General features: G+C 65.3%; 11 protein-coding genes, 2 pseudogenes and 1 riboswitch. Of the genes and pseudogenes, 10 read left to right on the top strand and 3 right to left on the bottom strand.

Translation table 11 applies throughout. The features are described from left to right. Positions 1–4: 4 nt before the first annotated feature. Together ACFV6X_RS02305 and ACFV6X_RS02300 are read right to left on the bottom strand one after the other, a co-directional pair. Positions 5–364, bottom strand: coding sequence for an energy-coupling factor ABC transporter substrate-binding protein (locus tag ACFV6X_RS02305; protein WP_385376398.1), 360 nt, complete (start codon positions 362–364; stop codon positions 5–7). Beyond that, on the bottom strand, positions 361–1,068 hold the full coding sequence (locus ACFV6X_RS02300) for an energy-coupling factor ABC transporter permease (protein ID WP_385376395.1): 708 nt from the start codon (positions 1,066–1,068) through the stop codon (positions 361–363). Before ACFV6X_RS02300 ends, ACFV6X_RS02305 begins: the two co-directional genes overlap by 4 nt. Positions 1,069–1,101: 33 nt before the next feature. After that, a riboswitch (cobalamin riboswitch) is annotated at positions 1,102–1,286 on the bottom strand. A 289-nt stretch (positions 1,287–1,575) separates the two neighbouring features. Here ACFV6X_RS02300 and ACFV6X_RS02295 point away from each other — a divergent pair. The 10 genes and pseudogenes from ACFV6X_RS02295 (at position 1,576) to ACFV6X_RS02250 (ending at position 12,015) form a co-directional block, all read left to right on the top strand. Next, a complete protein-coding gene (locus tag ACFV6X_RS02295; RefSeq protein WP_385376393.1) occupies positions 1,576–3,018 on the top strand; it encodes a tol-pal system YbgF family protein in 1,443 nt (480 codons plus the stop codon). A 1,501-nt stretch (positions 3,019–4,519) separates the two neighbouring features. Next, on the top strand, positions 4,520–4,771 hold the full coding sequence (locus ACFV6X_RS02290; protein WP_385376390.1) for a hypothetical protein: 252 nt from the start codon (positions 4,520–4,522) through the stop codon (positions 4,769–4,771). A 175-nt stretch (positions 4,772–4,946) separates the two neighbouring features. Further along, a complete protein-coding gene (locus tag ACFV6X_RS02285) occupies positions 4,947–5,393 on the top strand; it encodes a hypothetical protein (RefSeq protein WP_385376387.1) in 447 nt (148 codons plus the stop codon). Positions 5,394–5,405: 12 nt separating this feature from the next. Next, positions 5,406–6,464: a zinc-dependent alcohol dehydrogenase family protein gene (locus ACFV6X_RS02280; RefSeq protein ID WP_385376385.1), complete on the top strand. Its 1,059-nt coding sequence runs from the start codon at positions 5,406–5,408 to the stop codon at positions 6,462–6,464. A 185-nt stretch (positions 6,465–6,649) separates the two neighbouring features. Then, complete coding sequence (locus ACFV6X_RS02275; protein WP_385376382.1) at positions 6,650–6,805, top strand: hypothetical protein; 156 nt, start codon at positions 6,650–6,652, stop codon at positions 6,803–6,805. Between the two features lie 474 nt (positions 6,806–7,279). Then, a pseudogene (gene snpA, locus ACFV6X_RS02270) lies at positions 7,280–7,933 on the top strand (snapalysin); the annotation flags it as partial. A gap of 181 nt (positions 7,934–8,114) precedes the next feature. After that, a pseudogene (locus ACFV6X_RS02265) lies at positions 8,115–8,303 on the top strand (site-specific integrase); the annotation flags it as partial. Positions 8,304–9,034: 731 nt separating this feature from the next. Beyond that, positions 9,035–9,682 carry a hypothetical protein gene (locus ACFV6X_RS02260; RefSeq protein WP_385376379.1) on the top strand — a complete coding sequence of 216 codons (648 nt, stop codon included), beginning with the start codon at positions 9,035–9,037 and terminating at the stop codon, positions 9,680–9,682. Between the two features lie 18 nt (positions 9,683–9,700). Beyond that, positions 9,701–10,687 carry an McrB family protein gene (locus ACFV6X_RS02255; protein WP_385376376.1) on the top strand — a complete coding sequence of 329 codons (987 nt, stop codon included), beginning with the start codon at positions 9,701–9,703 and terminating at the stop codon, positions 10,685–10,687. After that, positions 10,687–12,015, top strand: a complete 1,329-nt coding sequence (locus ACFV6X_RS02250) for an McrC family protein (protein WP_385376373.1) — start codon at positions 10,687–10,689, stop codon at positions 12,013–12,015. The genes ACFV6X_RS02255 and ACFV6X_RS02250 overlap by 1 nt, the downstream gene beginning before the upstream one ends. A gap of 1 nt (position 12,016) precedes the next feature. On the opposite strand, the gene ACFV6X_RS02245 is transcribed toward ACFV6X_RS02250, so the two are convergent. After that, the gene (locus ACFV6X_RS02245) at positions 12,017–13,324 is read right to left on the bottom strand and encodes a DNA-methyltransferase (protein ID WP_385376370.1); all 1,308 of its coding nucleotides are present in this window, start codon (positions 13,322–13,324) and stop codon (positions 12,017–12,019) included. Positions 13,325–13,699 lie beyond the last annotated feature (375 nt).

The raw sequence follows: 13,699 nt of genomic DNA, 5'->3' as shown, positions 1-13,699 counted from the left end.
AGGCTCAGGCCCCTTCGGCTCCGTCGGGCTCGGGCACCCGCACCCCGCCCCGCTGCTCCCTGGCCCGGGCCTCACCCTGACGACGCCCCCGCCGGACCCCGAAGTAGTACGCGAGCGCGCCCGCGCCGACCGCCGCCTGAAGGGCGAACAGCCCGGACTCGATCTCACCGGACGGCGGCTCGTACAGCGGCGAGAACCAGGGCTCGTAGTCCGGGTCCAGCTCGGTGATCGCCGTCTCCGCCTCGGAGTCGGCGCCGGTGAACGGCTCCTCCTTGTGGTCGCCGAGCCCGAACACCAGGGGCAGCACCGCGAGGGCGGCTACGGCGAGCAGCAGCAGGAGGTTGATCCTCGTGTTGCGCTTCATCGGGCCACCGCCTCGGTACCGCTGTTCTCGCTGCCGGTCTTCTTGGTGAGCAGCACGCCCAGCCGGGTCAGTTCACCCTTGCTGGACTGGACGAGCAGCCGCATCACCAGCACCGTGAGCAGCCCCTCGCTCACCGCGAGCGGGATCTGCGTGACCGCGAAGATGGAGCCGAACTTGCCCAGCGCGCCCAGAAATCCGCTGCTCGGGTCGGGGAAGGCGAGCGCCAGCTGGACGCTGGTGACGCAGTACGTGGACAGGTCGGCGACGAACGCGCCGAAGAACACGGCGACCATCAGCGGCACGTCGTACCGCCGCAGCAGCCGGTAGATGCCGTACCCGGCCCAGGGGCCGACGATCGCCATCGAGAAGACGTTGGCGCCGAGCGTGGTCAGCCCGCCGTGCGCCAGCAACAGCGCCTGGAACAGCAGGGTGATGGTGCCCAGCACCGCCATGACCGGCGGCCGGAACAGGATGGCGCCCAGTCCCGTGCCGGTGGGATGCGAGCAGCTTCCGGTCACGGACGGCAGTTTCAGCGCCGACAGGACGAAGGTGAAGGCGCCCGAGGCGCCGAGGAGCAGGGTGCTCTCGGGATGTTCCCTGACCTCACGGGTGAGGGAGCGGACTCCGTGGACGACGAACGGCGCGGACGCGGCACCCCAGGCGATCGCGTGCGCCGGAGGCAGAAAACCCTCGGCTATGTGCATGGCTTCAGCAGACCCTCTCCAGCACCTCGTGGATGGTGTACAACGTGCCTCGGCCGGTCTCCTGGCTGACGGGTGACACCGCCCGTGCTCCGCCTTCCCGGGTCACTAGGACCCAGTGGCTGCCCATGAGGGCCGGAGCCGGACTTCCCGATCACAGTGGCGAGGGCCGCACCGGTATCGCACCGGATTTCCCGTTCACCAAGGCGTGGTGACAGTAGTGCGCCCGCGGGGGTGGTGACAAGCGGCGCATCGGGGGCGCGAAGGCGCTGGTCACGCGGCGCACCGAGGTGGCGCGAGACGCCGGCGTCCCTGGTCGCCGGTGGGTTCGGGACCCCTCCCGGCGGGGGCACCGTAGAAAGGGCGTGCCGAATCGCTGGACAGCAACGGCAAAGAGACATAAGTGAGTTGAGAGGCCGTAGCCGGCCGGGGGGCACGCCGAAGCCGGGGTCCGGTGACTTCGGCACCGAAGGCTGCTTTCAGAACCATTCACACCAGGGGGAGAGCACGATGGACGAACCGACCTACACCATGCCCTTCGCACCGCCGCCCGAGCCGCCCAGGCCGCCCGGGCCGCCCCGCCCACAGCACCACGACCCCCTGGCCGCCGCCCTCGGCAACGCCTCCCTGCTCGGCGTCGGCTACTGGCTCCTCGGGCGGCGCGCTCTCGCCGCACTGGCGCTGCTGGGCACGGTCGTTCTCGTCTCCGTGCTCGCCTCCACCGCCGCGTGGGGGTACGAGATCGCCGCGCTGGTGTGGTGGGTCGCGGTCGTCGCCCACGGATGGTTCCTGGCGAGCCGCGGCACCCCGCGCGTCGTGTCCCGCGGGCAGCGCCTGATCGCGCTCTGCGTCACCGTGCCGGTGCTGCTGGCGGTGGGACTCCTGCGGTACGACGCCGTGCGCATCGGGCAGGACGTCACCGAGGCCCGCGACAAGGGCGACTGCGCCGGGGTGTTCCGCGCCCAGGACGAGGTGTGGGCCGGGCACCGCGTGGCCGGCGCCACGGTCAGCGCCCGGGGCGACGAGGTGGTCGAGGACTGCCGGAACCTGGGGACGGCCGAGGTGCTGCTGGACAGAGGCCTCGGCAACGACACCGACGCGCTGGAGCAGGGCTTCGGCATCCTCACCTCGGTGCTCCGCGAACCCGGCAACGAGCGGACCGTCCGCGCGGTCCTGGACGGCTTCCTCGACGGTCTGCCCACGGACAACCCCTGCGGCACCGTCGGCGTCACCGAATGGCTGCGCGACCGCGAGCCGACCCGCGACCAGCTCGACCGCTCCGCGGGCACCGCCAACCGCGTCGCGCCCGCCGCGCTCGTCGCATGCGGTGACAGCTTGATGCAGGGCAGCGACTGGCAGGCCGCCAAGGCGCAGTACCGGCAGCTGCTCGACGAGTATCCCGACGACAGCCTCGGGAGCCGGGCCCGCACCGGCGTCACCAAGGCCACGCAGGCCATCGAGCTGGACAACGTCCGCTCCCTGCTGTCCGGCACGGAGGACGAACAGCCCGAGTACTGCTCCAAGCCGGCCAGGTACAGCGCCGCCAAGCCCATGGGCAAGGGCACCAACCGCGCGCTGTACTTCGGCAACACGGAGTACACGAACCAGCTCCCCGGCAACTGGAAGGCCACCGACGCCGCCCGCGCGGCGGCGGTCGTCTGCGTGGGCGAGCCGGAGTTCGGGACCTCCGTCCAGACGTGCCCGTACCAGGGCCGGAACTCCGGCGCCATCACCTACGTGACCTTTCACAAGATCGCGATCCCGGTGCGGGTCTACGAGGTGCGCACCGGCAAGCTCGTCTCCCGGCGCACGGTCCAGATCAGCGGATCGAGCTGCCCGGCGGTCCTCTCGTACTTCTCCTACGGCGACGACGACACCCCGCCGAGGGACCGGTACGTCACCGACTCCCGGTCCGACGTGCGCAACGCGTTCAGGCCACTGACCAACCGGTGACCGGCGGCGCGGGGGACGGGCCCTGACAGTGGTCCATGCCCGCGCCGCAGCGGGGGCAGCCGTGGTCGGCCGCCTGGGGCACGCCCCGGCCGAGCTCGGCTGCCCCACGTGGTCCATGCGGCGGCTCTCGCCGCAACGCGGGCGGGTGAGACCGAGGGTGGTGTCACAGCCGGCGTACACCTTGCAGTCCCCGCGGGCCCGGAGCCCGGCGAGTTCGCCCGTGTCCGTCAGCTTGCCCAGGTGGGACTCCCACCGCTTGCCGCACTCCGCGCACGACCGCACCCCGGGGCCCGGTGCCGAGGCCGGCACCTGGCTCTCCGAGATGATGACGACCGGCCGGCCCCCGGCCGACGCCCCCACTCGGCGGTGCGACCACCCGGGCGTCCGGCCCACACCTCGCTCCTCACCCGACGTCCAGCAATGGTGGCGGAGTGTACTCAACGGCCGTTGCCGCCAGGCGACTTCGGCCACACCGGCACAGGATCGCCGCAGGGCGCCCCGATTACCCCCTGGTAATGCCTGACTATCGCTGATTTCCCGGCACTTGAGGCCGACGTACTAGGCCGTCGCCTCGCGGCCCGCGACGTCAGTCCCCGGCCGCGACAGCTTGGGTGGTGAGAAGCGCCCCGTTCGCCTCGCCTCCGGCCCGATGCGCGCACCGACCGTCCCGGACCTCACCCGCAGGGCAGCCGCCCCGATCCGGCGCGGAACTCCGGCAAGGAGCCGCGTGCGGCGGCATCGCTCGCCCTGCCCCGCAGCAAGATCGTCGAACGCGGCGGAAAACAAGGGTCTTCCGTTTCGGTAAGCGGAGGCGTAGGTTCCGTGTACCCCGCGCGGCGCCTTCACAGGCTGGCCCGCCAGTTCCGGACGGCGGGCCGCGCGGGGGCCAGACCAACACCGTCTCGGCCGCGCTCGCCGCAGGGCGCTCGCTGCCGGAGCGGTCAGCTGCGGGAGACCCCGTGGTGGTGGCTTCGAACCCCGGGAGCGCAGGCGGCTCGGGACCGCCCGCCCGGTGCGGTCGTACACCGGCCGTGCACCGGCCGTGCACCGGCCGAGTGCCGCCGCGGTACGGCGGATGGGGGAGGGCGTCGGCCGCGGGCAGCCACCGCCGGTCGATCCGCTGGAACCGGCCCAGGGACCGCCCGCCACCGCCACGAAGAAGTCCGTGATCGGCACGGCCACGCCCAGCAGCGGATGCGGGAGCCACGATGCCCCACGGCAGACGTGGAGCGCGCACACGGGTGACGGAGGATCAGTCATCACGTCGGGGCGGCCCTGAGGCCGACGGCGGGGGTGGGACCGCTCACTGCGCAGGCACGATGCCGAACCGGCTGCCGCGGGGGTACCGGCCGGACAGCCCGCAGCCATTCGTGGCCGATGGAGCCTCAGAACCCCTGGATGGACTTCCCGATGAGCGCCGCGGGAGAAGTCGATCTAGCCTCCGAAATGAGCGCTGAGTGGATCTTTCGGCAGCGCTCCCTATCCGGCCCAAGGAGGAGATATGCGCAGGTTTCACAAGGCCGCTGTTGCGACCGTCATCATAAGCAGTGTCAGTTTCATGGGTATCTGCCCCGCCACCGCCGCAGTCGCGCAAGGCCCACATGGCGGCGGATGCAGATCCCACGACTTGAACATCGACATCCTGGGCCAGGTGGGCATCCTCAACGGCCTCGGCGCAAACCTCATCAACGGTGAGGGCAGCCCAGGTGCACAGGTCACTGACATCGGTTCCGAATGTGACGGCGACCATTAGTCGACTCACATAGCCAACCGAATGGGCAGCCGGCGCTCGGACCCTCATCCAGGCGCCCGCCCATGAGTGGCCGCTTGCGTTCGTCTCGAAGTGGGTGCGAAGGCCCCGGACCGAAACCGGACCGGGGCCTTCGCGACGCTCCCCGTCCCTGGTCGCCCACTGAAACGGCTGGAAATTGACCGACAGGACGACGCCGGCATATCTGGGCAGCGGCGACCCGGCGCGGCAGCGTACGGACTACCACCCCCTCTGGCTGGACAACCTCGCCGACGACGTGACGACGGAAGGCTCGGTCCTGAACGGGATCGCGCGCGGAACCGAGGACGTCCGCACGGTGCTGGGTCACGCGGGCACTCCGTGCGAGTACCAGGACTTCTTCTTCCTCGGTGAGTACGGAGAGAACGGCTTCGTCGAGGACTATGCGTCGAAGGTGCGCGGTGAGCCGATCGCGGACATCGCCGTCGTCTACAGGAACTCAGCCGGACAGACGCAACATCTCGTGATGAACCACCGTCCACTGCCGTCGGTCCTGCTCTCCTCCCGAATTATGGGCGAGCATTTCGCGGGGACGCGGTACGCGCGGTATTTCCTCGCCCCGTCCGCCGATGCCGAACGCGGCTGAAGGAGAAATATCATGTCGACGCCAGAATCCATGAGCGCGCTGGTGGCCCACGAGATCGGCGAACCGAGCGAGGTCCTACGGCTGGAGACCCGGCCCGTCCCCCTGCCCGGGTCCGGCCAGGCGCTGATCCGGGTGAGGGCGACTCCGGTGCACGCCAGCGACCTGCACGTACTGCGCGGCCGCTACGGTTTCTCCCCCGAACTCCCCACTGTCGGGGGGCACATGGAATGCGTGGGCCACATCGAGGCCCTGGGGCCGAACACCAGGGGGCTGCGGATCGGCGAGCGCGTGCTGAATGTGGCGATCCCGGCGGTACCCGGCCCGCATGTCGCCGGCACCTGGCAGCAATACCTTGTCGCCGACACGCAAAGGCTCCTGCCGGTCCCCGACCGCCTGAGCGATTCCGACGCCTGCCAACTCGCCGTCAATCCGCTGACCACGCTGCTCCTGGTGACACGCGAACTCGACGTGAGGGCCGGGGAATGGCTGCTCCAGACGGCCGCGGGCTCCACCGTCGGCCGGCTCGTCATCCAGCTGGCCAGGCATCTGAACATCCCGACGATCAACGTCGTGCGGCGACGCGATGCCGTCGAGGAGATCAAGGCGCTGGGCGGTGACGAGGTCATCTGCACGGAGGACGAGGACCTGGCGCAGCGCGTGGCCGAGATCGCGGGACCGGCCGGCGTGCACAGGGCCATCGACTGTGTCGCGGGCCCTGTGGGCGCCCAGGTGTCCCAGGCATTGGCTCCGGGAGGAGACCTCGTGGTCTACGGCGCGCTCTCGACCCACCGGCAGACCGACCCGGCAGCGCTGACGATCCCCCTGCCCGCCCGCTCGCTGATCTACGAGACCAAAGCGGTCCGCGGCTTCTGGCTGAACCGCTGGTTCGGCACCGCCTCACCCACGGACGTACTGGACGCCCTGTCCGAGGTACGCACCCTCGTCACAGACGGAGTCCTGACGATCCCCGAAGGCCGACCGTTCCCCCTCGACCGCTTCGCCGAAGCCATCACACTCGCCGAAACCCCCGGACGCGGAGCCAAGCCACTCCTCGTCTTCGAGGACAGCTAGGACGAGGCATCCTCGGCTTGGCTGTGTGCGTCTGCCGGGCGCGTGCGCGGTGTGCTCGACATTGACGGTGGCCGTGCGAGCACCGGGGCATCCGCGGACCTCGGCTGGCTGATCTTCAGGCTGCCGCCCGCCGAGTCGCCGCGAACCCCACCGGCGCCGGCACGCCGAAGCACGAGTTCTACCTGATGTGCGACGACCCCGACGCCATATGCGCCCAGCACGCAGAGCACGGCGCGGAGCTCACCGGCACGCTGCCGCAGGCCGGCGAGCAACCGACCGACCCTTTCGTGCCGCTCTCCGTGCCGCATGGCGGGCCCCGCTTCCACCCTGATCAGGACTGAGCGATGGCGGCTCAGCGGTGAGAGCGACTTGGGGCCGGTGGGGCGCAAAAGAAGCGGAAGCCCATTATTTCGTGACGTCAGTCACAGTGCTCCGCCAATCAATGGGTGCGCTTAGTAGATGCGACGTGGCGGACATCTGAGTGTTTGTCCGTCTTGGCCCGAATGCGGAATGCGTCGCGCATCCTTGAATTCCGACCGGCCGACCCGCACGCCCACTGCCCGGCGCTGTAAGGCTTCTGACGGCACGAAAGTTCTCCCTCCTGCTGCCGTGTGCGGGCCGGAGGCCCGAGCACGGCCCTGGCGAGGCCCCGGCACCTACGAAGCGACGTAGTGGCGGGACCCATTGCGCGCCCTGCCGAGCCGTTCCAAGAATGTCGCCCCACAGGACGTCGCTGCAGTTCGGAACCGGTGTTCACGCCGAGTCGACCGCGCGCTGTGGCGCTCGGCGTCACCGAGTGAGTTGGAGCCCCCCACATGAAGTCGTCCCGAACGTCCCCGAGATTCCTCGCCGTCGCTCTCGGCCTGGGTCTGGCCTCCAGCGCGCTGGGTGCGGCGGTGCCGGCGAGCGCCCAGACGGCCGCCCTCCCGTCTGCTTCCGCCGATACCTCCGTGGCGCGGTACGACGGGTCGGCCGAGGAGGCCGCGAACAACAAGGCGTTCTTCGAGGCCGTGCTCCAGTCGGTCGCCGAGAAGCACGCCGTCCAGCCCACCGCGCAGGCGGTGACCCTCTACTACGACGCATCCAAGGCACCGAGCTTCCGTTCGCAGATATCCAGCGCGGCCTCGATCTGGAACAGCTCCGAGTCCAACGTCAGGCTCGAGGAGGCTTCGAGCGGCGCCGACTTCTCCTACCTCGAGGGCAACGACCCCCGCGGGTCCCACGCCTCCACCAACGGCCACGGAAGCGGCGTCATCTTCATCGACTACACCCAGAGCCGGCAGAACGACTCGATCCGCGTCGTCACCCACGAGACCGGGCACGTGCTGGGCCTGCCGGACAACTACAGCGGGCCGTGCAGTGAGCTGATGTCGGGCGGCGGCGCCGGCCCGTCCTGCACCAACCGCTACCCGAACGCCACCGAGCGCGCGCGTGTCGACGAACTGTGGGCCAACGGACTCGCACAGGCCCCGGGCACGGAGAACGAGCCCGCTGAAGACCCGAGTACTGCACCACCGGCACCGCCCACGGCCCCGGAGGGTACGGAGAACCAGCCGCCCGGCGACCCGAGCGCCGCACCGCCGATACGGCCCGTGCCACCGGGCCCCGGCCCGTGGCGTCCACTCCACCGCACGCCCTGGAGCTGATCGCGCTCGACCGTACGACCTCCGGCACTCGGCGCTGTCGACCTGGCTCAACTCCGGGGTGGACCCGACGGAGGTCGCCGAACGTGCGGGCAACAGCGTGGAGGTCCTGCTGAGCCGCTATGCCAAGTGCATCGACGGCCGGCAAGAGATCGCCAACCGCAAGATCGAGGAGCTCTTGCGCGAGTACGAGTGACATCGCGCGGCGTTAGGGTTCAAGCCCCTGGATTCGTCCAGGGGCTTCTGCCGTTGAAGGGCTGACAGGGACAGGGGTTGGTTCCTGTCGTCATCCGAGAGACCGCGCCTTGTGATCTTTGGGAGATGCCATGGGCTTGTTTGTCGTCCTCGATGAAGCAGTGGCCACTCTCAAGTCCCCCCTGGGGGAGGGCGACCGGGCGCAGGGCTGGACTGATGATCTACGCAGAGAAGTGCAGGAAGAGATCTCGATCAGCCGCTCAGTGCTGCGTCGCCACGGGGTGGGTATGACGCGACACCTGCGACCTGGCTTGGACGAGTGGATGGAACGTGAGGGCATTGCGCCGGGGCGTCTCCGTGACCTGGTGTGCGAGGTGCAGCGGTCACTCGTGGAAGCTCGGACCATGACGTGACAGGTGCCCGCCGACCTGGGCGTTCGTCACCCACCGCCAGTCCACAAATAAGTCCACGGACCCCGACATAGGCCCGCTCCGAGCGGCACACGCCTGCACACACGCGAAGACCCCGGCCTCAGCGTTTCCGCTGGTGACGGGGTCTTTGGGCACCTCATGCAGGGTGCCCCCGGCAGGATTCGAACCTGCGCACACGGCTCCGGAGGGCGCTTGCGGCTCATGAGTCACCGCAGTTCAGGTCTCTGCGATCCCTTGGCCGGTCATCCTTCGTCCACGAATGGTCCACGCGGCACATGTCGGTCGCCCTAGAGTGATCCACGTGACTGACGAGCAAGTAAGCACTACACGGCACTACGTGCTGAGCACCGGGGTCGTCCGCTGGGCAATCGATACCCTCACCACCCGCAAGATTCACCCGTTCTTCTTGGCCTACATCTACCTGCACGGGCTGACCACTGATGAGGGGCGCCCCACGCCGGTGGTGCCCACGTGGACGGACCTAGCCAAGTACCTCGCAATGCCAGGTGGACCACCTAAGAAGCCATTCTATCGCCCGTTTTTTCAGGAAATAAGCAGGCCTGAGCGATATTGGCTCAATGCCAATCTCGCTGGCAGCTATGCGCCTAGTTCTCTCAGGCAAGTTCCTAGGCGCATTGTGGATATCGGCGAGGATGGCGACTTTCGTCTCAAGGAAGACAGTGCAGAGCTGGTGCTCGAGCACCTGCTCTATGGTGAGCCGGCGCCGCTTGTGGCTCTAAGTGCGTTTATGTTGCGCAATCACGGATTCAGGTCGGAAGAGGGTTTGCCGAGCGAGTGGGATCTATGTTCGTCTTTCTTGACTGAATTCAATTTCCTGTTCGATCAGGATCCAGGTTGGACCCTGACTGGGGATGCTGCGGTGGTGTTTGCCGTGGATGATCTATCGTCAATGACTGAGGCTTTTGAACCCTTGGCTAGCCACAACTGAAACGGAGGGAGAATCACCTTGGCCGCAACTTTGAGTAACAGCCCGATCCGCTTGCTCACTGCAGATGACCTGGGAATTGGTATCGCTGCGGCCACTGCCGGGCATGCCTCGAACCGCCCTGACGAGCCTGAAGTGCCTATCACAGACCCTATCGCTGTGGAGGCCCTATGGCTACTGGAAAGGTTCGGGGGAATCATTTACACCGGACCTCCGGGTACAGGCAAATCTTGGACGGCGAACAAGGTAGCTAAAGCACTAACCGCTAATGATGTGGCAAGAGTTAGGTATGTGCAATTCCATCCCTCGTATCAATATGAAGACTTCATGCAAGGGTTCAGGCCCCGCGAGGGCGGCGGCTTTAAGATGGAAGACGGGCACTTCGTTCGCATGTGTAAGGCAGCCCATAAAGACGCTGCACATAGATACGTTCTAGTCATTGATGAACTCAGCCGAGGCGACTGTGGAAGAATTTTCGGCGAGGCCCTTACATACCTTGAGACATCGAAGCGAGGACTCCCGTTCAAGCTGGCGTCCGGTGAGGAAATCTCGGTTCCAAGTAACCTGGTGGTGCTGGCTACGATGAATCCTCTGGATCGTGGCGTGGACGAGGTTGACGCCGCATTTGGGCGTAGGTTTGCTCAGGTTTCCATGGAGCCAAGCAGAAATACTCTGCAGAAGTTCATGGAAATCAGTGAGCTGCCGGAATCGTTGGCCGAAGGCCTGCTGCGCTTCTTTGACTTCATCAATAAGCGTGCGCGGACCAATCCGCATGCCGCAGTAGGCCACGTCTTCTTTCGTGACGTTAGCGATGCGGAGTCGCTGGGTGCGGTTTGGAAGTATCAACTTCGCTTCATGCTGGAGAAGGCGTTTAGGCTTGACCAGCAAGGTTTTCGAGAGGTGCAGGGTAGGTGGCAAGCCATCTTCCCGCCCGGCGATTCAGCCTCCAATGCCGAGGCTGAGGTGGAAGCATCTGCTAGTGGGCAAGCTGATACGGAACAATCCTAATGTCCTACGCAGACATGCCCCGTGTAATCCCGTGCTCTGAACAAGGTCAGATCGACCTCCCGCTACATGAGCTCATGGACGAGTCCGGCACGCTTATGCTAAATCCGGAGATTAGCAAGAAGGACTTTCTGACGGTTACGTTTCGTGCGGGTAAGCTTCGCCTCCAGGCTCGCGGTTTCATTGGGTTGATCCCCTTGAATGGAAAGGTAGCCATTTTCGTAGAGCCCCGTGTTCCGGTATCGAATCTCACACGAATGGCGACAATCTCGGGCTCGAGCCGCCTTCCGCTTCCCGTGATCCGCGCATATAAGACCGGCGAGGGGCGGGAGGAACTCCTACTCGACCTTTATTCTGCAGCGCTCATTCATCATGTTGAGAGAGTCATCGAAGGGGGACTGCTCCGCGAGTACCAACGAGTTGAGCAGGAATCTAGTTTTCCCGCTGGGCGCCTCCTGATTCATCAGACGGCTCGCCTGCTAGGGCAGGGCGTAACACACAGGGTTTGGGCGAGTCATTTTGAGCGATCTGCCAACAACCCGGCTAATCGCTGCTTGAAGTATGCACTCTGGAGACTTGCTGAACAGAGTCAAGATCCTTCAGTGCAAAGTTTGAAGCGGACTCGCCAGGAGCTGAATAGACTGTACGCTGCCTTCGAGGGGGTGTCACTAGATCATTCACTACGGTTCCTCGATGACGATTACGTCACTGGGAGAAGAGAACTCCCATCCCTGCGTGCGTATTACAGAGACGCTTTGGACGTGGCCAGGGCTGCGCTGTTGCAAAGAAAAATATTCCTGGATCGCTCCAAGGGGGGAGTGCAACTCCCCTCCATCGTTTTTGACATGAACGATCTTTTCGAGAGATACGTTCGCCGAGCCTTGGAGATGCACGGCGCCGGCGCCGGATGGTCGGAGGTTGTGACAGACGGCAACACTTTGGCCAAGCGTGTTCTGTTTACGAACCATCGAGATGTTGGGTCGGAAGTCCCAAAACTCGAGTATGCCGACTCTTTCGCTACTCCCGACGTCGTGATCCTTCGTGAAAATGGGCAGGACGTAGCGTGCGTGCTCGACGTGAAAAATAAGCTTGTCAAGCGACGTTCGGACCGGGACGGCGAAGATCAGGTCATCGCATACGCACTCCGGTACGCAACTGATCGAGTAGTTCTTGTCCATCCTGCTCAAGAAAATCAGCAAGCAGGGATGTATAAGGTTGGAGACGTCGGCGAAGTCAGTTTGTTTCAGTATCGCATCAACTTGGCTGCGCCGCATCCAGAGGTTGAGGAGCGAAAGTTCGGAGAGGCTGTAGCCAAACTGATTAACTCATAAGTTATTCCTGAACCGGGACTGGATTGAGGTCGACGCCGATGACGCTGCGCTTCATTTCATACGCAGCGTTTAGTGTCGTTCCTGTACCCAAGAACGGATCCAGCACCGTGCCATGCGTCCAACTGGCATGACCGCAATCGGTCCAAGCGACCGTCCGCTTCGGGGCGAAGGTGAACTCGCGGAAGTAGCCGCCTAGGGCTGTTTTGGCTTCCGCTGCTAGCTGGCGAACATGTTCGGCATTGCGACCTGTTCCAGTTTGCACGTGGAGTGCCTTGCCAGCATCGGAGATACCCGTAGCCTGAATAGCGGCGATGTGCGCTGCAGTTAGCCCTTTCTCTCGAGCAATCGTCATGGCGCGCTTAGCCTGTGGACGTGAAGCATCAAGGTCAGCCGTCTTCTCGACAACCCTCTCACGGGGGCGGCCGCACTCCGAGCAAACTACGAGAGGACAAGCCAGGGTGACTGCTCGTTGGACAATTTCGCTTGGGAATGGTGCGAGGTGGCGAGCCATGTTCCGCTCGAGATCGATATCCCAAATGTCGCCCGGATTTTCGAGATTCCAATCTACTTTAGAAATCGGGCTTTCCTCATCCCAGAGTGAGCTGTTTTCCTCGTAGGGGATGTTGCGAAAATCCCACACGTCGCCGGGGTTGGCCGTGCTACCGGCCCGCCCATATTTGCGAGAATAGGCAAAAAGATCGTAGTAGTAGGAGCGCTGGGGGGTCAGGTGAATAACGTATTCGTGTCGGCTGGCCAAGCGATTTTGAACGGGGTCAGGCATGCCTCGGGTCTTCGCCCAGATGATGCGATTGCGGATAAGCCATCCCGCGTCTGCAGCTGCCGCTTCAATGCGCCCGGGAATTCCTGCGAGAGACTGATTCTTCCAAGTGTCGCCCACGTTCAAGAAAACAGAACCCGTTGGGCGCAGTACTCGCCGCCATTCAGTGAGGCAATCCATCATTGCCGCCACATAGCCCGCAGGATCTGATTCCTGACCGATTTGGCCAGCGACCTTATAATCACGCTTCTGCCAGTAGGGGGGAGACGTCACCACAAGATCAACTGCGTTGTCGTCCAGGGGGATGTGCCTGGCATCACCTTGGATCACGCGGCGCTGCGGGCGCTCAGGTGCCTCAGGATCGGCAACAGCCGGCTTGACTCCTAGGTCGTCTGTTGTGTCGGCAGAGGGGGCGTCGACTTCGAACAGGGCCTCACTGCTCTCCGTCCGGCGGTTCCTCGGCAGCACGATCCGGGCAGCTGCTGTGCGCGCCGCGTCCCCGTCCGTAGCGGAGGCGTCCTGAGAGGCCATGCTGGCACCCTTCCTTGCTTCTACCTAGATCCCGACTCGCGAGGATACCAAGCGGTGCGGACAACGTACGGCGTCGTGCGCGGCCCGCACTGGTGCGTGCCCGCGGCGTCTGTGTGTTGCGGCGGCGAAACCGTATCGCTGTCAAATTTGACCGAAACGGGCGATCTCCGAGCGCGTGCTAAACGCTGGGCTAGTTCTTCGGTGAGTGTGCTTTAGCGAGCTGAGCGGCCTATCTGTAGGTCGGTGGAGCGGCTTTGGGCTGGAGCTGCTTTGGCGCGAGTGATCATGGCCCCGTAAGCTTCCGGCGCGTCGGGCAGTCTGTGGACCTGCCCGCTAAAGCACGACGTTGGGGCCATGATCTTCGAGGCTCGCGCC

Source organism: Streptomyces sp. NPDC059861 (genome assembly GCF_042731435.1).
GTDB lineage: Bacteria > Actinomycetota > Actinomycetes > Streptomycetales > Streptomycetaceae > Streptomyces.
Note: the sequence above shows the minus strand (reverse complement) of the source record. Positions and strands in the feature narration are given on the sequence as shown.

What these genes read in the sequence shown, in the direction of transcription:
- ACFV6X_RS02290 (WP_385376390.1), top strand. Translation starts at nt 4,520, where the DNA reads ATGCGCAGGTTTCACAAGGCCGCTGTTGCGACCGTCATCATAAGCAGT.
- ACFV6X_RS02300 (WP_385376395.1), bottom strand. Translation starts at nt 1,068, where the DNA reads ATGCACATAGCCGAGGGTTTTCTGCCTCCGGCGCACGCGATCGCCTGG.
- ACFV6X_RS02250 (WP_385376373.1), top strand. Translation starts at nt 10,687, where the DNA reads ATGTCCTACGCAGACATGCCCCGTGTAATCCCGTGCTCTGAACAAGGT.
- ACFV6X_RS02295 (WP_385376393.1), top strand. Translation starts at nt 1,576, where the DNA reads ATGGACGAACCGACCTACACCATGCCCTTCGCACCGCCGCCCGAGCCG.
- ACFV6X_RS02275 (WP_385376382.1), top strand. Translation starts at nt 6,650, where the DNA reads ATGTGCGACGACCCCGACGCCATATGCGCCCAGCACGCAGAGCACGGC.
- ACFV6X_RS02245 (WP_385376370.1), bottom strand. Translation starts at nt 13,324, where the DNA reads ATGGCCTCTCAGGACGCCTCCGCTACGGACGGGGACGCGGCGCGCACA.
- ACFV6X_RS02280 (WP_385376385.1), top strand. Translation starts at nt 5,406, where the DNA reads ATGTCGACGCCAGAATCCATGAGCGCGCTGGTGGCCCACGAGATCGGC.
- ACFV6X_RS02305 (WP_385376398.1), bottom strand. Translation starts at nt 364, where the DNA reads ATGAAGCGCAACACGAGGATCAACCTCCTGCTGCTGCTCGCCGTAGCC.